Genomic DNA, 19,914 nt, shown 5'->3' with positions numbered 1-19,914 from the left:
ACCTTGTCAGTTACTAAGTACTGAGTCTGATTTGATTGAACAGTTACAGCTAGTGATGCAAAGTGCTGATGAGCCCTTAGTCTTTAAAGTTACACCATCGCATTTAAAGGGGTTAGTTGCAGTCGCGGATATGCCTCTATCTGAACTTCAGCACCGGATTGTCGTTGGCGGTGAGCAGTTTGAAGTGGCACTTTTAAAGCAGTGTCTTGAGCAGGTTTTACCTAACGGCATTTATATCAATGAATACGGTCCTACAGAGGCAACGGTTGGTTGTACTACCGCTGTATTTGACCGAGCATCAGATTTATCTATGCTGGGAGAAGCACTACCTATCGGAAAACCAATTCTAGGCACACAACTTTATGTGCTGGACTCACAACTGCGTCTTTCACCTAAAGGTGCGGTGGGGCAGTTGTATATCTCGGGGCACGGTTTGGCGAGCGGTTATCTAAATAACACGGAACTTACAGCAACCAAATTTATAGCTAACCCGTTTTCAGACAGCCCAGATAGCCGCATGTATGAAACGGGCGATCTGGTTCAACTATCAGAAAATGGTGTAATGACCTTCATTGGTCGACAGGATGAACAACAAAAATTAAACGGATATCGAATTGAATTAGGTGAGATTCAATTTGAGTTAGAAGCTATGGAGCATGTCAGCCGTGCTGAGGTGTTATTTGATGCTCAAAGCCAAAAAGTTCGCGCCTTTATCATTGCGGATGGTGAATGCTCAATTGACCTCATCAAATCAACGCTCTCGGTTACATTGCCTGACTATATGATGCCCGCTAGTCTCACTGAAGTCACAGAGATCCCGTTGACTATTAACGGTAAGCTGGATAAACAAACGCTATTATCACAGGCACTATCTACTCAGTCAGAGGTTTCTTATCAGGGACCTGAGACGGCAGTGCAAAAGACGTTGTGCAGTATTTGGCAAAAACTGCTGAGAATCGAAAAGGTTGGGATCCACGATAACTTTTTTGCTTTAGGTGGTGATTCGATACTGATGCTTCAGGTAATGTCGGCAGCACGGAAGGAAGGGCTAAGTATTGCAATTAAAACGATGATAGCAAATCCTACTATCGCCTCTTTAACGCCAAAAGTTGAACGTATTGCAAAGGGTGGCAAGCTGGAGGTCAGTGGGTCACATCACTTACTGCCTATCCAACAAGGGCTTTTAAACAGCGATCATAAAGACCATTTCTTACAATCTTTATGCTTTACCGTGACCAGTGAATTGACTAAAGATGGTATCGTACAACTCATTGGAGCACTGTATGAACGACACAGTGCACTTAGATTATCATTTACACGTTTAGCTTCTGGAGTGTGGGAAAGCAGTTACCTTCCAGTTGATAAAGTCAATGCGTATGATAAACTCGAATTTTTACAAAGTGATGCAAACTCAAAAGAAGCATGGTATTGTGACATAAAGCAAGCCAGTGCTAAGGTAAAATCTGCTTATCGTCTCGAAGACGATGGCTTATTTAAAGTTGTTTTATTTCGACACGAGAAATATGGCCAAGTTGTATTGCTACTTGCGCATCATATGATAGTTGATGGCGTATCTTGGCGGGTTATCCTTAAAGATATGTCAGATTGGCTTAGTCAACTTGATGTGAGCGATACGATCGAAGCTATTCCTGAAACCACAAGTTACCAAGCTTGGGGTAGGTTCTTACATGATTGGTCTAAACAAGAAGAGGTATTGAGTCAAAAGAGTTATTGGTTAACACAACTCAATGACAACGCGTCGAGTATTATAGAAAGTATTCCTGACGAGATTAATAATACACAGGGCAATACTGCACTGGATGAAGTAGTACTAACAAAAGAACAAACAAAGGTACTACTGCAAGAGTGCTTACAATATTACGGTGTGCAAATTAATGAGCTCTTATTAGGCGCAATTGTGTTCGCGTTGAGTGAATGGGCAGATAAAAAGAGTGTGAGAGTTTTCCTGGAAGGGCATGGGCGAGAACCGCTCGTTGATGGTTATGATTTCAGCGAAACAGTCGGTTGGTTTACGTCACTTTATCCAGTTGACTTATCAGCGGGTATGTCTAAAGACTACCAAAATGTGCTGTCACACATTCAGTCTCAATTACAGCGGGTTCCACAAAATGGAATAGGTTTTGGTGTCTTGCAGCATCTCAGTGAAACAGCTGATTTTAAACATGCTGATGAGTTACAAAAGCAGTCAGTATTGTTCAATTACCTTGGCCAGTTTGATCAAACTACAAATCAAATTAGTCAGTTTGAGCCTCTTGCTATCGATACTGGGAGTGATGTATCACTGCAAAGGCAACGAGAATATGCGCTGGGTTTTGTTGGCAGTGTCGTGGATGGGTGTTTACGTATACAGCTCGACTTTAACCCGGATGTAATTCAACCGTTGGCGATAACTGAATTAGTAAAAAGGACACATGATTCTTTGGAATCGATCCTTAACTGTGTAATCAAACAGGATTTTTAAATGTCGTTAGATATTTTAGGTACTTTTAACTTCTCCGCTGAAGATCAGGCAATGGTTAATAGTCGCTCGGATAATATAGTTGGTATTTACCCTTCGTCAGCAATGCAAAAAGGGTTGATTTTTCACAATCAGTTAGAAGAATCAGCCTACTTAACTCAGCTGCGGATCGACTTAGAGGGTGAGTTGGATTTAACTCACTTTAAATCGGCTTGGCAGCATGTGATTGACTGTAACTGTATTTTAAGAACGTCATTTATTGGCGAAGACTTAGTTCAAGTGGTTAATCGTGAAGCCAGAGTCAATTGGGTTGAGGTAGATTTAGTAAATGTAAAAGCTCCCGAAGACGCGCTTAAACAATTAGTTGCTCAGGATAAAGAACAAACTATAAATATTGAAGAAACGTCCTTGATGCGATTGACAGTGATTAAGCTGAGTGAGACTCGCTTTAGTTTACTGTGGACTATCCATCACGCAATTATAGATGGATGGTCAACACAACTGGTTATTAAGCAAGTTGTGCAAGCTTACCAAGACTTTTTAAGTGGACGAGAGCCCGCTGCGCAATCAGGGCCAGACTTTGATAGCTACATGTCATGGTTACAAGCACAAGATCAACAGGTAGCGGATGATTTTTGGCACGACAAGGTTAAAGACTTAGAGCAAAGTACGACACTGCAGCTGACAGGTGCAAAGCCAGGGCTAATACAGCGTAAAGAGCAATCAGTTAGCTTTACTTTGCCACCTGTACAAAGCTCGAAGCTTCGCTCATTTGCAAAAGCAAACTTAGTCACTTTAAATACACTGGTTCAGGCTGGTTGGGCACTTTTACTGAGTGCCTACAGTGGAAGCGATGACATTGTTTTTGGGGAAACTATTTCTGGTCGACCAGAATCGATGCCACAAGCAGATGAAATCATTGGGCTGTTTATTAACAGCCTACCTGTGGTATTGAGCATCCAACCTGACAAGTTGGTAAAGGATTGGTTGAAAGAGTTGCATTTAGATAGCTTTGATAGGCAAGAATTTGGGCATGTTCCTCTATCAAGTATCAAATCTAAAAGTCGTTTACCGGTTAACACTCCGTTGTTTGATCACCTATTGGTGTTTGAAAATTACCCCATGTCTGAAGTGCAAAAAAGTGCTGAACGCATTTCGGATTTGACCATTAGCAATATTGAAACAGACGAAGCGACTCACTTTGGTCTGGCTCTAGTGGTCGTTACTGGTGAATCATTAGAGTTTGAAATTAATTATAATGCGAACCAGTACGCCCATGAAGATATTGAAAGGTTATCAGCTTCTTTAAACACAATTATTAAGAGTTTGCTCACAGCAAAAACCTTGGCTGATATTTCTTCAGTGAGTAAAAAAGATGAAGCGCTTCTGACCAAAGTCTGGAATAAAAAGCAACGTAAGAAAAGTGAGACGGCTCCTTTACATCATCGTTTTGAGCAGCATGTCCACAAGGCGCCAGATGCTATTGCGATATATGATGAGCAAGCATGGAGTTATACGGCATTAAACGAAAAAGCGAACCAAGTTGCTCACGGGCTCTTATCGCAAGGTATTTCACAAGGCATGCGTGTTGGTTTGAGCTGTGGACGAGGTGTTGAGCAAGTCATCGGCTTATTGGGTATCTTAAAAAGCGGAGCGGCATATGTGCCACTTGACCCAGATTATCCTGCATCTCGTTTAAACTATATTTTAACGGACGCGCAGCTGGATGGCTTAGTATACTCAGAGGAAGGTAAAGCATCACTTGAGGCGGTATCAGTACCCAATATACCACTATGTTTTGATGCCTTGGCACACTTCCCTACGACAGATCCTGAGGTGGAATTAAGCTCAGAGGCGCTGGCTTATGTGATTTATACATCAGGATCAACAGGACAGCCTAAAGGGGTAGAGATAAGCCATCATAATGTGTGCCGTTTATTCTCTGCGGCAACAGAATTTGATATTACAAGCCGTGATGTATGGACCTTGTTCCATTCATTTTCTTTTGACTTCTCGGTGTGGGAGCTATGGGGTGCTTTACTGCATGGTGGCAGTGCGGTAGTGGTGCCATCTTGGGTAGCGCGCTCACCGGAAGATTTCTACCAGTTGTTGCAACAGCATCAGGTCACAGTATTGTCTCAAACCCCTGGAGCATTTTATCGCTTGATGGAGGTCGACAGCCGCGAACAAAGCGCATTGGCTTTACGTTATGTGGTCTTCGGTGGTGAGGCGCTGAACTTAGCGGCGTTGGCACCTTGGGTTGCTCGACGTGGTGACAGCAGCCCTGAATTAGTGAATATGTATGGTATCACTGAAACGACCGTGCATGTCACACACCGACGTATTTTGCAATCAGACATTGCACAATCAGGCCAGCAAAGTTTGATTGGTCGTCCACTGTCGGATTTGACCGCGTATGTATTGACCCCATCACAACGCTTAGCACCGATAGGGGTTGCAGGCGAGTTGTATATTGGGGGAGAAGGTCTGGCGAAGGGCTATTTGAACAAGCCAGAGCTGACAGCAACTCGATTTATTGACAATCCTTTGGTCGCTGGAGAGCGTTTATATCGTACGGGTGATGTGGCACGTTATCTGGGGTCGGGTGAGTTGGAATATTTAGGTCGCTGTGATGAGCAGGTGAAGATACGGGGTTTCCGTATTGAGCCGGGCGAAGTGAGTGCGGCGCTTTTACAAGTGGCGGGTGTAAAACAGGCGTTTGTACAGGCGCTAGGGGAGCCTAAATCCCTTGTAGCTTATGTGGTGCCCGAGTCGGATAATACGGATATTGGGGTGCTGCAAGGGGCATTACGTGATTTATTGCCGGAGCACATGATCCCGTCGGCATTTGTATTGCTGGCGGCGTTGCCTTTGACGGCTCATGGTAAGGTTGATCGCAAAGCGTTACCAGAGGTAGACATGACAGCGCACCAAGCGCGTTATGTTGCACCACAAACAGAACTTGAGTCGTTACTGGCTGAGGTATGGTCATCGGTGTTAGACATTGAGCGTGTAGGGCGTGAAGATAATTTCTTCAACCTAGGTGGCGATTCAATGAAGGCGATAACAGCGGTATCTCGCAGTCGTGCAAAAGGGGCAGAGTATAGTGTCAAAGACTTATTCCAATATCAGCGTATAAGTGCATTGGCCAATGCGATTTCGCAGCAGCAGACGAGCAGCCAAGATATTACAGAGGTGGCGCCATTTTCACTGTTGACGACATCTGAACGGGCAGCTTTGGCAGACATGCCAGGGCTGGTGAATGCATACCCACAGTCACATCTACAACAAGGTATGCTGTTCCATAATATGTTGGAAGAGCAAGCGGGGACTTATCACGATGTATTTAGCTTTCAATTGGCGATGCCTTGGGATGAGGACGCATTTAGCGAAGCGCTTGAAGCCTTGGTTGCGCGTCATGGAACAATGCGGAGCATTTTGCAAATGGAGGGTGCGCGCCCATTACAACTGGAGTTTGCGCAGCTATCGAGTTTACCGCTGAGTGTGGAAGATTTACGCGCACAAGATGAAGCAGCGCGTACAGCGAGAGTCACAGAGTGGGAAGAAACAGAGCGAGAGCGGGCGTTTGATCTTACAGAGCCAGCGTGGTTGATCCACATTCAACGCCTGACAGATGAGCAGTTTTATTTTCATTTAAGCTTCCATCATGCGCTATGGGATGGATGGAGTGTGGCGACGTTAAATACGGAATTGTTTAAGCTTTACCGACACGCTTTGGCATCAGAAGCTTTGCCGAAGTTGCCAGCGCCTTTGGGTTATGAGCAGTTTATTGCTTTGGAGCAAGCGGCGTTGACGTCATCCACGGCGAAAGATTATTGGCTTTCACAGCTTCAAGATGCCCCTCAGCCTTGGTGGCTATCTCAGCCACGTCGGGATACTGAGCAAGTCGGCGCAACGCTCAGTGCGTCGCAAACAGCTGGCTTAGCTCGCGTTGCCAAGCAATTAGGCGTTCAAGAGAAGAGTGTGTTACTTAGTATGCACATCGTGCTATTAGGTTTGCTGAGTGGCCAGAATGACGTGGTAACCTCAGTGGTGTCCAATGGTCGACCTGAAGCCGAAGGCAGTGAGCAAACCCTAGGGCTTTTCCTGAACTCTCAGCCATTGAGAGTGGATAAATTAGGAGAAAGTTGGGGTTCTATCATCAAACGGGTAGATGACGCGTTGGTGACCTTATCATCGCATCGATATTATCCACTTAGTGAAATTCAGCGTTTAACAGGGAGTGATTATTCAGCCTCTATTTTCAACTATGTTGATTTTCATGTTTATGACGAAATTAACCCTGATATTGAAAGTGAATCAGGTTTTGAGCGAACTAACTATCAAGTTAGCTTAACTTTTTCTCGTCAGCCTAAAACGAAGCAACTTTGTTTTTATCTCAATGTCAGCTTTTTACCGCTTCATAATGACTTTATTAAGCAAGCGCACTCATCTCTATTAGCCCTGATAGACAATGTAATCGAGGATACTGAGTCGCCACTGGCAAATACTTCTTTTATTGCTGACAGAGAAGCAAAGCAAATACTCCAAGATTGGCAAACACCTATGTTAGATGCTGATGAAATAGAGTTGGTACATCATAAGTTTGAACGTTTAGCACAGGCGAAACCTGATGCCCCAGCAGTTGTATTTGAAGAGCAAACGTTGACGTATGGTGAACTTGCACGCTCCGCAAACACGATTGCATCAAATTTACAGCAGCACGCTCTCAGAAATGATGATATTGTGGCTCTGCTCATGGATAGAACAGCGAACATGTTACCCGCCATGCTCGGTGTGCTCAAAGCCGGTGCAGCCTTTGTGGTCATTGAACCAACATTACCCAGCACTCGGATCGCACAGTTGCTAACTGACTGTCAGCCGAATGTGATTGTAACTAACCAAAATATTAATGTTGATGGCTTATCCAAAGATACGCCAAGGATTGATTTAAGAGAAATTGATTTTGACAGTACTATTGGTCAAGTGGCTGATTGCGCAACAGCTACTCAGCTCGCCTATGTCATTTATACATCAGGCTCATCAGGCAAACCTAAAGGTGTTATGGTCGAACATAGAGCGTTGGCGATGTCTACCTATGCTCGTGAGCAATATTATGGAGATAAACCACGTCGATTCATGATGGTTAGCCCATTCTCGTTTGATAGCTCTATGGCAGGCATTTGGGGAACATTAACAACAGGCGGCTGCTTGGTTTTGCCGACTGTCGAACAAGTTCAGGATCCAGTCAAACTCTTAGATATTCTCTCTCAGAGCCAAACGCAAGCGATATTATGTGTACCCACATTGTATAAAGAGATGCTATCAGCGCGTAACTGGAGCAAACAGCGTACATCGTCTTTGCAAACGGTTATTCTAGCGGGAGAGGCGGTGGCTAATGATGTTGTTAACTTGCATTTCTCATTGCAGGGGCAACAGAGTCGACTTTATAATGAATACGGCCCAACTGAAGCAACGGTTTGGTCAAGTGTTTATGAGATAACGGCCCCTTCTGATCACGCCTATACGCCTATCGGGCGATCACCTGGCTTTGCACATTTATTGGTTTTAGATCAAAACATGAACCCTACAGCCATTGGTGTGCCAGGGGAGCTTTACATTGCATCAGATTACTTAGCCAGAGGATATTTGAATAATGAGGCGCTGACAGGAGCTGCTTTTGTTAGTACGCCTGAAAGATTATCTTCATGTCAGGTGATGTACAAATCTGGAGATTTAGCGTATTGGTCTAGTGATGGTCAGCTAATTTATACTGGCAGGGTTGACGACCAAGTTAAAGTTCGAGGAAACCGAGTTAATTTACTTGAGGTGGAAGGGGTGATTAGGGAATACCCCGATGTTGATGATGTTGCCGTGTTTGTTGAACAACAAAGGCTATTTTGTTTGCTGAAAACAAAATCATCGTTGGAATTGAGTGCTCTGCGTCATTTTGTAAAGCAGCAACTGCCTGATTACATGTGCCCGAGCCAGTTTGTTGAAGTAGACTCGTTGCCAATCTCAAATAATGGTAAGAGAGACAGAAGTGCGCTGCTGGCGTTATTTAATAATAGCACTGGCGGTCATACACAAAAAATGCCTCCTCGCTTTGAGTTGGAAGCAAAGATATGTCAGATTTGGCGAGATGTCATTGGAGTTGCCGATATTGGTATTAATGAACATTTCTTCGATATCGGCGGTACTTCAATCGATATGATGAGGATACAATCCCAATTAGCCACAGAGCTTGAGATAGAAATAAATATTGCAGATTTGTTTGGTTATCCAACGATTAGAGATTTGGCAAGTTATTTGTCGAAACAGCAGGTGCCAGTTGAGGATGAAGTGTTGGTCGCTAAAGACAGTGCAGCACATGATATCGCTATTATTGGCATGGCATGTCGTTTTCCAGATGCGAATAGTCCCGAAGAGTTTTGGACCAATTTGTTAAAAGGTCATGAATCGATAATAGATTTTACAGATGAGCAGCTTAAAGCTGCGGGTATCAGTGAGCAGGTATTAAAAGATCCGAATTATGTAAAGTCAGGCGTATTATTAGATGATGTCGATATGTTTGACGCTGCCTTCTTTGGATTTACACCCAAAGAAGCACAGTTGCTCGATCCACAGCAACGATTGCTGTTTGAGTGTGTTCAGCGAGCGCTTGATGATGCCGGTTATGGTCAGCCTGCGCAGGCTAACAAAATTGGTTTATTTGCGAGTGTGAGTGAGAGCCGTTATTTAATAGAACGACTTATCAGCAACCCTCATTTATTAGAAGAGGTTGGTGAAATGGCTTTACAGTTAGCAAACAGTAAAGACTATGCCGCGACTCGAATTGCCCATAAGCTCAATCTGCAAGGCCCGGCATTGAGTATCAATACGGCATGCTCTTCATCGCTTACTTCTGTTCATATGGCATGTCGCAGCCTACGTGAGGGGGATAGCCAAATAGCATTAGCAGGTGGCTCTTCTATTGCTTTGTATGGTCCGGAAGGTTTAATGCATGAGGAAGGCGGAATACGCTCCTTGGATGGTCGGTGCCGTACTTTTGATGAGTCAGCCAATGGCACAAGAGCCGGCAGTGGTGCAGGTATTGTTGTGCTTAAACGATTGGAGGATGCAAAGGCAGACTGTGATCAAATTTATGCCGTTATTAAAGGCTCTGCAATAAACAACGATGGCAATGATAAAGTTGGATTCACAGCACCAAGTGTTAAAGGGCAGGCAAAAGTGATCCGAGCGGCGCTTGCGGATGCACAGGTGTCAGCAGACAGCATTGGTTACATCGAAACGCATGGCACGGGAACCAGCCTAGGTGATTCAGTTGAAATTTCTGCTTTAAATCGCGCATTTTCTGATGTCGATAAGGGAGACAGTTGTGCAGTAGGCGCATTAAAACCTAATATTGGTCACTTGGATGCTGCCGCAGGCGTTGCTGGACTGATCAAAACTACGTTGATGCTGCGCCATAAGACATTATTACCCATGCTGCACTTCAATGCGCCTAATCCGAATGTAAATTTTGCAGATGGGCCATTTTATGTGAATCAAGATAGAAAACCTTGGTCAGATGAACAAGAAAAACGTCGTGCCGGTGTTAGCTCATTCGGTATCGGTGGAACAAATGTTCATGTTGTACTAGAGGAAGCTCCCTTAAATGAAAGCAGTAAAGATAAGCATGACAATGAGTTGCTATTAGTTTCAGCCAATTCAGCTGAGTCATTAAAAGGCTATAAACAGTTGATAGCAAACATGGCCGCAGAAAAACCTGATGTGTCATTAGCGGAGCTTGCTAATGTACTGCAAACTGGCAGAAAACATGGCCGTTATCGCAGTAGTTTGGTGGCGTCAGACTGGGATGCTCTGGATCCACAGCTTCTCTCTAGTGGTGTTCATGAAGTCGATGATGGGGTATCACTGCCGCCATTGGTATTTATGTTCCCAGGCCAAGGTAGCCAATATCAAGGTATGGGTGCTGCGCTTTATGAAACAGTCCCCAGTTTTAAAATGCATTTCCAGCAATGTGCTGACTGGCTAGAAGAAAAGAAATCTATCAATATTCTAACAGCCCTTGCAGAGGGAGAAGATGCAGCTTCATTATCAGAGACCTCATTGACTCAACCGTTATTATTCTCTTTTGAATATGCATTGGCTAAATCATTGATAGAACTAGGCGTTGAACCTGATGCAATGATTGGACATAGTATAGGCGAGTACGTTTGTGCATGCTTGTCAGGTGTATTTACACTGGAAGAAGCGCTGCACTTAGTGAGTGAGCGAGGGCGACTAATGCAATCTATGGCGTCTGGTGGCATGTTATCTATCAGTGCACCAGTGGAAGAGGTCCGTGATTTGATTGCACAAAACCACTGTGATCTTGCCGCGGTGAATTCGCCGCAACAATGTGTGGCGTCAGGATCGTCACAGCATATTGCTAAGCTAAATTCGATATTGGAAACGCAATCAATAAGCACGGTTATATTGCGGACATCACATGCATTTCACTCATCAATGATGACCCCTGCGCTCGACGCATTTAAAGCGGTAGTTTCTAAGGTAGATCTGCGTGTACCCACGCGTGCGTTTTATTCTAATTTAGATGGTAAACTGGCAGATGAAAGAGTGACAACCGCAGATTACTGGGTAAATCATCTTCGTGATACGGTTGAATTCGCCAATGGTATTCAAGCCCTGTCTGAGATACCGCAAAGGTTATTTATCGAAGTAGGTCCTGGGCGCACTTTAAGTAACATGTTAGTGCAAAGCGGTATTGACCGTCATCGAGTTATTAGTTGCTTAGGCGGAAGGAATGAGCCTAAGAGTTCTAAGGTTTGGCTTAATGCGCTTGCGTCTCTATGGCAACACGGCGTGGCAATAGACTGGCAGTCATTACAGGCGCATCGCAAACTGCAAAAACACAGCGTCCCTGCACAGCCTTTTGAGCGCAATCGCCATTGGTTGGGACAAGTGAATCAAGTGGTAGCGGCCGCAGATGCGTCAGGTGTGACAAATGCCAGAAGGATTGTAGATAGCTGGTTGTATCAACCAGTTTGGCACGCACAAAGTGAAATGGCTCAGGCTGCATTTGAGGTTGAAAAAGCCACACTCGAGTTGCAGGGGAATGAGTGTTGCCTTGTTATTGTTAAAAATGATGAGGAAGGTAATCGATTTGCCAATTGTTTAGCAGATCGCACCGATATCATAGTGATGAAAGAAGGTGGGGAGTCTTGTGCAGATACATTAACCTTCTCTTCTGAAGACAAACATTCTTATCAGGCTGCACTTGAAGAATTAATTGCAAAAGGGGTGATGCCTGCTTATATCATTCATGCGCTGAACCTCAGTAGCACAGGAGAATCAGAGGATGATCCTACAAGACTTAATGATAATTTATATAGCTTGATGTATTTAGCGCAAGCTTTGGATGAAGTGCACTTAAATCAACCGCTAAAATTAATATTGGTCTCACAACAAGCACATTATCTAAGAGCGGGTGATAGCGTTTACCCTGAAAGAACAATGCTCACGGCTTTGGGCGAGGTTGTTGAGCAGGAGTTTGATTTTATCACATGTCGTCATCTGGATTTAGGTCAGCGATTCAGTTACAGCAAGGCTGAAATGAGTCAACTGATTGAGCAGATCAGTGTGCCAGAGCTTTCAGGCCCTTGCATCTTGTCTGACAGTTGTGTCTGGACGAGAAGCTACCAAAATGTAGATATGCCGTCACCGCAAGATACGCCGTCAATATTGGTCCAAGGTGGTACGTATTTAGTTACTGGTGGATTAGGTGGGGTTGGATTACAGATTGCACAATCTTTAGCGGAGCAAACTCAAGGAACAATTATATTATTGTCACGAAAAGAGCTCATTGCTAGACCGCATTGGCACAGATGGATCATGCAATTTGGTGCGGATGATGAGACCAGCCAGCAAGTACAGGCCATCCTTAAGATGGAACAAGCGGGCGCAACGGTAAAAGTGTTTCAGACTGATGTGGCTTGCGAGGCCCAGATGTCATCCTTGTTTGCAAAGTTAGAGGCGCAAGGTGTCACCATGAATGGTGTTGTGCATGCTGCGGGAGTAGCTGGCGGTGGGATGTTGGCATTAAAGAACAAAGAGGATCTTGATACGGTAATACGTGCAAAAGTACAGGGCTCTCAATTACTGGTTAAGATGCTGAATCAGCAACCTAGTGTGCCAGCATTCTTGTTATTCTGTTCTTCCTTATCTGCGATTAAAACGACAGCGGGACAATATGATTACTGTGCAGCAAATGCCTATCAAGATGCGCTTGCATTTGCTTGTGTCGAGCAGTCTTCAATGCGAGTTATGTCTATCGATTGGTATGCATGGGCGGAACAAGGGATGGCGTGGCGAGCATTTTCGCAAGAGCATGGAGAAGAAATTGCTGCACAACAATTGCGCTCGTCGCTGAGTAATGCTGAAGGGATAGATATTTTCAATCGCTTACTCAATCGACCAGCTATACAAACGGTGGTTAGTTTAGAGCGTTTGCAACCGGAGCAGGTTGTGTATACAGAGTCGAATATTGAAAGTGAATTAGAATCGGCTGCGCCGAGCATTGCCCCTGTAGAGGTTATGGGTGATGTACAGGCACAGGTGGTGGGGATCTGTCAGCGACTTATTGGCCTGAATGATATTGGTATCCATGATAACTTTTTCGAAATGGGTGGGGACTCGTTGTTATTGGTGAAATTATTAAGTGAGATCAATCAATATTGGCAGATCAAGATCCCGATTAAAACCGCTTATGACAACGCCACTGTTGCAGGCATTGCAGCCACTATTCACCACTTAGTTGAGTTGCGTGAGAGCAGAGAAGAAGTTGAAGGCGAAGTTGTTGAGGAGGGGTTACTGTGAGTGCAGTTGCGACATTGCTAAGAGCTAAAGAGTCGGGGGTCCATCTTTATTTAAAGGATGGCCAGCTGGCATTCAAAGCGACTAAAACAGCGCTTGATAGCGATTTAAGAAATGAGATAGTGCGATTTAAGCCTGAAATCATCTCTCTACTGCTTAATAATGATGAAGGTGAGGCGTTGGTTGCCCTATCAGGTGCGCGTGATGAGCTGCCTTGCTCGTTTGCTCAACAGCGAATGTGGCTAATAGATCAAATAGAGCCAGGCACATATAAGTACAACATTCCAAATGCGCTAAAACTTGTCGGTGAGCTGGATCAGGAGATATTACACAAAGCTTTGAGTATGATTGTTGAGCGTCACGAGATCATTCGTACTCATTATACGCTTGGTAATAATGGTGAGCCGCTTCAGTGTGTTAAGCAGGACGTTGAGTTAACTTTATCATTGACGGATCTAGTTAATTTAACAGAGTCAGAGCAGAGTACACGCGTGGCTGAACGCATTGCGTATCAGTCACAAAAACCTTTTTCGCTCGCAAATGACCTGATGTTACGTGCAGAGTTGATTAAGCTTCATGAGCAAATGCATGTGTTGATTGTGACCATGCATCATATTGCTTCTGACGGTTGGTCTATGGGCATCCTTACCAACGAATTGACCGCATTATACGGTGCACTTGCGCGAGGCGAACAAGGACAATTGGAAGCTTTACCTGTGCAGTATGGTGACTTTGCATGTTGGCAAAGAAAGATATTATCAGGGAGCTCATTGGAACATCTGCTGAATTATTGGAAAGCTGAGTTAGCTGGTATGCCTCAACTTCATAATTTGCCTACCGATTTTCCAAGGCCGACTCAGCCTACTTACAATGGCGGCAGAGTAATGACCTCTATCGACTCTGAGTTACTTGGCCAATTGAAGCAACTTGCCAATCGAGAAGACGCGACTCTATTTATGGCACTGCACGCTGCTTTTTCGGCTTTCATTAGTATTTATTCAGGTGATAAAGACATTGTGATTGGCACGCCGGTGTCGAATCGAGAGCAGTCTGAACTCGAGCAATTGATCGGGTGTTTTGTCAATACCTTAGTGCTGCGTTCAGATTTGTCTGACAATCCAACATGTGCTGAGCTTGTACAACAAAGCAAACGAAGACTTTTGGGGGCATATGAGCACCAGCAACTGCCATTTGAGCGTTTAGTTGATGAACTTCAACCGCAGCGGAGTTTAAGTCATAGTCCGCTGTTTCAAGTTATGTTAGTGATGCAAAATTATGCAGCCGGAGATTTATCTTTGGGTGACATGCAAATATTGCCTGTAGAGCAAGATGCACCAGCAGCTTTGTTTGACCTAAACTTGATTTTTGCAGAGCAGGCTGAAGGGGCTGTGCTTACTTGGTGTTTCGCAGAAGATTTATTTGAAACAGCAACAATTGAGCGATTCTCTGAGCACTTCGAAACAGTACTGAGCGCATTTGCTCGCAATCCACAGCAATTGGTCTCAGATATTTCATTTTTATCTGAGCAGGAACGTCAGTATCTACTTAAAGAATGTAATGATACGACGCAGCCCTATCCAGACAATATCACCATCATTGATTGGTTTGAAAAGCAAGTTGCGCTGACTCCTGAAGCGATGGCCGTGGTGTCTGAAGAGTCAGCTCTGACATACCAGCAGTTGAACGCCAGAGCAAATGGGCTGGCGACACATATTCAATCTTTGGGTAGTCATGATGGCAGGTGTATTGGGATCATGATGGATCGCTGTGTTGAGATGGTTGTGAGCATTTTAGCTTGTATGAAAGCTGGGGCAGCATATGTACCGCTTGACCCGCAGTTGCCCGAAGCGCAAATGACTTACATAGTGAGTGACACGCAGCTGGAGCTTATCCTGTCAACGACTGCGATTGTAGAATCAAATAAGCACGCGCCACAGCATTTTGTTGATGTATGTTCGCACGACATCTTACAGAAGAGCCAAGACAACAATGCGTCTCGCGGTACATCTCACCTCAGCCCTGCATACGTAATTTACACGTCAGGTTCCACAGGGAAACCTAAGGGCGTTGTATGTGGTCATCAGGGGCTAGTCAATCGCGTTCACTGGATGCAAGAGACCTTCAATTTGACACACAGTGATGTCATTTTACAAAAGACCCCTTTTAATTTTGATGTGTCAGTATGGGAGTTCTTCTGGCCTTTGGTCACTGGTGCCAAGCTGGTCATGGCAAAACCAAATGGGCATAAAGATCCCGCTTACGTTGTTGGTGCAATAAAGAGTCACAAAGTGACAGTGTTGCATTTTGTGCCCTCGATGCTAGAGCATTTGTTGCAAAGTCAAAATTGGCAAAGTTGTGACAGTGTAAAGCATGTCATTTGCAGTGGTGAAGCGTTGTCGCTAAGTACAATGCATAGATTCCAAGGTACAGGCACTCGTGCAAAACTGCACAATTTGTACGGCCCAACCGAAGCAAGCATAGATGTGAGCTACTGGTATTGTGAGAATGAAACCGATTTGTCCTCGGTGCCTATTGGGTATCCAATTGATAATACGGAACTACACATTCTAAATTCAAACTTAGAACTGGTGCCTTTGGGGGTCGCCGGCGAGCTATATATTGGCGGTGTGGGGCTCGCCCATGGTTATTGTAATCAGCCTGAACTAACTGCAGAGCGATTTATTAAAAACCCGATCAGCGAAAGCAGTAGTGAGCGTCTTTATAAGACTGGAGATCTTGTTCGCCGCCGTAAAAATGGTGAAATTGAGTTTTTAGGTCGAATTGATCATCAGGTTAAAGTTCGGGGGTTACGCATAGAACTGGGGGCGATTGAAAATGTTTTAATGTCACACCCTTCGGTTGATAAAGCCGTTGTGGTTGCTGATGAGCAACAGCAATCAATCAGCGCATTTGTTGTTGCTGCAGCTCAGCCTGAGCTCTTGTCAGAGTTGCGCAAGACACTGAGCCAACATTTACCCGACTATATGCGACCAGATATGCTGAACCTGATCGACGATATACCATTGACCTACAGTGGTAAGGTGAATCGCCGCGCATTATTATCTATTGAGCATCGTAGTTCACAGGAACAGGTTGTAATTGAGCAACCTAGAAATGCACAAGAAGAGTTGTTATTTGAATTATGGGCTGAAGCATTGGGCCAAAAGCATTTTGGTATTGATGATAGCTTCTTCGAAAACGGTGGGCATTCACTAAAAGCCATTAGCTTAATCATGAAAATGAATCAGGCTTTTTCTGTTCAGTTATCGGTGAGTGATCTTTTTGAATATCAGACGATCCGAAAAATCGCTGTACGGATTGATGAACTGGACAACGACAAGAGCACATTGATAACCACGGTAGATGAGCAGATCGCCGCTCCTTTGTCATACAGTCAGCAAAGGTTATGGCTTATCAATCATCTTGATCCGCAGAATACCCAGTACAATATGCCGTATGCGATGTGTTTATCTAATAGAGTGGATACAGTAAGGCTGGAAAGTGCTGTACAGATGATTTCACAGCGCCATAGCATTTTAAGAACCATCTATAAAAAAGATGATAAAGGAGATGTAACTCAGCATATACTGAAGCAGGCACAAGTACCGATTTCCTATATTCAAATCGGAGGACATGATCCTCAAGCACAGATAGATGCGTTATATCAGCAAGAACTGCATACACCATTTAACCTGACAGAAGACTTGCCTATTCGCGTCCTTGTGGCAAGTTGCGATAATGATCAAACAGTTGTGATTATGACCTTGCATCATATAGCTGCAGATGGTTGGTCAATGAACATACTATCAAAAGAGCTGGTACAACTGTATTTAGATAGTGAGTGTGAGCTCGATTCCACCGCATCTGAAGTTACTTATCGAGATTTTTCTTTTTGGCAAAGGCAAGAGATCACACAAAGTAGTTTGGCTGACAGTGTGTCTTTTTGGCAAGCGAGGCTAGCAGGTATCCCCGTGACCCATAATTTGCCGCTTGACACAAGTAGACCTGCGCAACCGAGTTACCGAGGCGGTGTGGTTACGTCAACGCTTAGCGCGGATACGTCTAAAAAGATTAAAGCATTTGCAACTGCCCAAGGCATGACAGAGTTTATGTTTTTGCAAGCTGCGTTTTCGGCGCTGCTTTATCGTATGTCTGGAGAGTCTGATGTAGTTATAGGTTGCCCTGTCGCCAACCGCGATAATGAACAGCTTAAAAACATGGTTGGGTGCTTTATCAATAACCTGGTGATCAGAGCGCAGGTAAATGGCGACGTATCATTCCTGTCGCATCTAACCCAGTGCAAAGATTATTTGCTCGATGCTTACAAGCATCAGCAAGTGCCTTTTGAGTTACTAGTGGATAAGCTTAACCCGCCTCGTTCCGCCAGCCATACGCCGTTGTTTCAAGTATTAATGAATGCTGAAGTTACTAGCGGTGAGACCTCCGCAATAACAGCACTCGATGCCTCGGGCATAAGTACGCAAGAGGTTATTGCTAAGTATGACCTGACACTTACCGTGGGCTGCTCGGGAAGTGACATAACACTTAATTGGGAGTACGCAAAAGATCTTTTCAGTGGTTCGACGATTGAGCGCTATGATCATTACTTCCAGCAGCTTTTACAAGCAGTTTTGGTAAACAATCATGTTAAAATCGATGATATTTCTTTGCTATCAGAGGCTGCAGAAAAGTCACTGTTAAGCTGGGGAAATCACAGCAAAATTGCGTCTGCTCAGCCAGAATGTCTGCATACAGCATTTGAGCGATTTGCACTTATTGAACCGAAGCAAGTTGCGGTTATACACGGCGATAATTTGGCAAGTTATGAAGCTTTAAATAATCGCGCTAATCAATTGGCCCATGGATTAGTCGCACAAGGTGTTGGACCTGGCGATATTGTCGGGATTTCACTGCCCAGAAATATTGATATGGTTGCGTCCATATTGGCAGTATTGAAAGTTGGGGCTGCGTATTTGCCTCTGGACCCTGCCTATCCTCCGCAAAGACTACACTTTATGATGCAAGATGCCAATGCATCGGCCTTGATTGTGAGAGAAAAATCAGCAGGTTTGACACTTGATGCAACATTGCAGGTATTCGAGCTGAATACGCCATCATGGTTTGATAAACAGCCTATTCACAATGTCGCGCAAGACAGAGTGAAGCCAGAACATACAGGGTATTTAATTTATACATCCGGATCTACTGGACAGCCTAAAGGCGTTCCTCTAACCCATGCTAACGCATCGTCTATGTTGGATTGGGCAAGAGACTTTTATTCATCAGAGGAGTTATCTCGGGTACTGGCGAGTACGTCAATCAACTTTGATTTGTCGATTTTCGAACTCTTTCTTCCTTTAACCAGTGGGACGACGATTTTACTGGTAGATGATATTTTATCTCTGGCAAAAGACGATCAAATACGGCCTACGCTAATTAATACGGTCCCCTCAGGTATTGAAACTTTACTTGAATTAAATCGTATACCTTCATCGACACGGGTCTTTAATGTGGCTGGGGAGCCTTTGAGTGCGTCATTAGTGAATGGGATGTTGGAAACCTGTATTGACAGCAAAGTGGTTAATTTGTATGGCCCGACTGAAGCAACCACTTATTCAACTTGGGCTGAGTTTACTTCGCCAATTAGAAGAACGCCTGAGATAGGCGTACCTTTGGCAAATACTTGTTGTTATGTGCTCGATAGTCAACAACGTTTATGTCCTGAAGGTGTCGCGGGTGAACTTTATATTGGTGGTCATGGGTTGGCACAGGGGTATTTGAATCGAGAAGAGCTGACAAATCATAAATTTTTGTCGGGAACATCTCATTTACCTGCACTGTATCGCACCGGAGATTTTGTGCGCTGGCGTCGCGATGGCAGTTTAGACTTTATTGGTCGCAGTGATGAGCAAATTAAATTGCGAGGCTACCGTATTGAGTTAGGGGAAATTGAATCTCATCTATCTTCACATGCGAAAGTGAAAAAGTGCATTGTGACTATTGTTGGCAATAGCTCTTCAAATAAGCAGTTGGTCGCTTATGTGACAACGGACGGGGAGAAACCGCTTCGCCCAGAAACGTTGCAACGTGAATTACAGATGTTTTTAAAGGCATATGTACCGGATTATATGGTGCCCACAAATATTATTGTGCTTGAGGCTTTTCCTTTGACGCCAAATGGGAAAGTAGACAAATTGTCATTACCAAAACCAGATACTTTCTCTTCGTCAAATGACTATGAACCACCAAAAGGTGAAGTTGAAACTGTCTTGGTGGCAACTTGGGCAAGATTGCTGGAAGTAGAGCCAGATCAAATAGGTCGCGCGGATAACTTTTTTGTACTTGGCGGCCATTCGCTGCTGGTGATTAAGCTCGCTATGGATGTGAACCGAACGTTTAACGTGGTGTTGAATGAACGGGAGTTATTTGATAACGCCACCATTGAGCTAATGGCGCTGAGTATTGAGCAGGCAATGTCAGATCAAGGAAACAGTCAACGCTACAGTCAATTGGTTGCTTCTGATGCATCCGAAAACGCAAAGAAAATGACCTTATAA

Annotated in this window: 3 protein-coding genes (1 of these 3 cut by a window edge); all 3 read left to right on the top strand. The window is 44.3% G+C overall.

Annotated features, from left to right (window positions below):
* Tightly spaced (each overlapping or abutting the next), the 3 genes in view from L1077_RS00370 to L1077_RS00360 form a layout consistent with a single transcriptional unit that may run on beyond the window.
* Window positions 1-2,482, top strand: the final stretch of a protein-coding gene (locus L1077_RS00370) for a non-ribosomal peptide synthetase (protein WP_237135110.1). The gene continues 8,585 nt to the left of window position 1, outside the view; the window shows 2,482 of its 11,067 coding nt (coding positions 8,586-11,067); its start codon lies beyond the left edge, outside the window; it ends in the stop codon at window positions 2,480-2,482.
* Window positions 2,483-13,360, top strand: coding sequence for a non-ribosomal peptide synthetase/type I polyketide synthase (locus L1077_RS00365; protein WP_237135109.1), 10,878 nt, complete (start codon window positions 2,483-2,485; stop codon window positions 13,358-13,360). It abuts the gene before it with no gap.
* Window positions 13,357-19,914 (top strand): non-ribosomal peptide synthetase, encoded by a 6,558-nt coding sequence (locus L1077_RS00360; RefSeq protein WP_237135108.1) that lies wholly within the window; start codon window positions 13,357-13,359, stop codon window positions 19,912-19,914. Before L1077_RS00365 ends, L1077_RS00360 begins: the two co-directional genes overlap by 4 nt.

The organism is Pseudoalteromonas luteoviolacea (genome assembly GCF_021654285.1).
Lineage (GTDB): Bacteria > Pseudomonadota > Gammaproteobacteria > Enterobacterales > Alteromonadaceae > Pseudoalteromonas > Pseudoalteromonas luteoviolacea_J.
Note: the sequence above shows the minus strand (reverse complement) of the source record. Positions and strands in the feature narration are given on the sequence as shown.

Excerpts from the sequence above, each read along its gene's own strand:
- L1077_RS00365 (WP_237135109.1), top strand. The coding sequence starts at position 2,483 with ATGTCGTTAGATATTTTAGGTACTTTTAACTTCTCCGCTGAAGATCAG.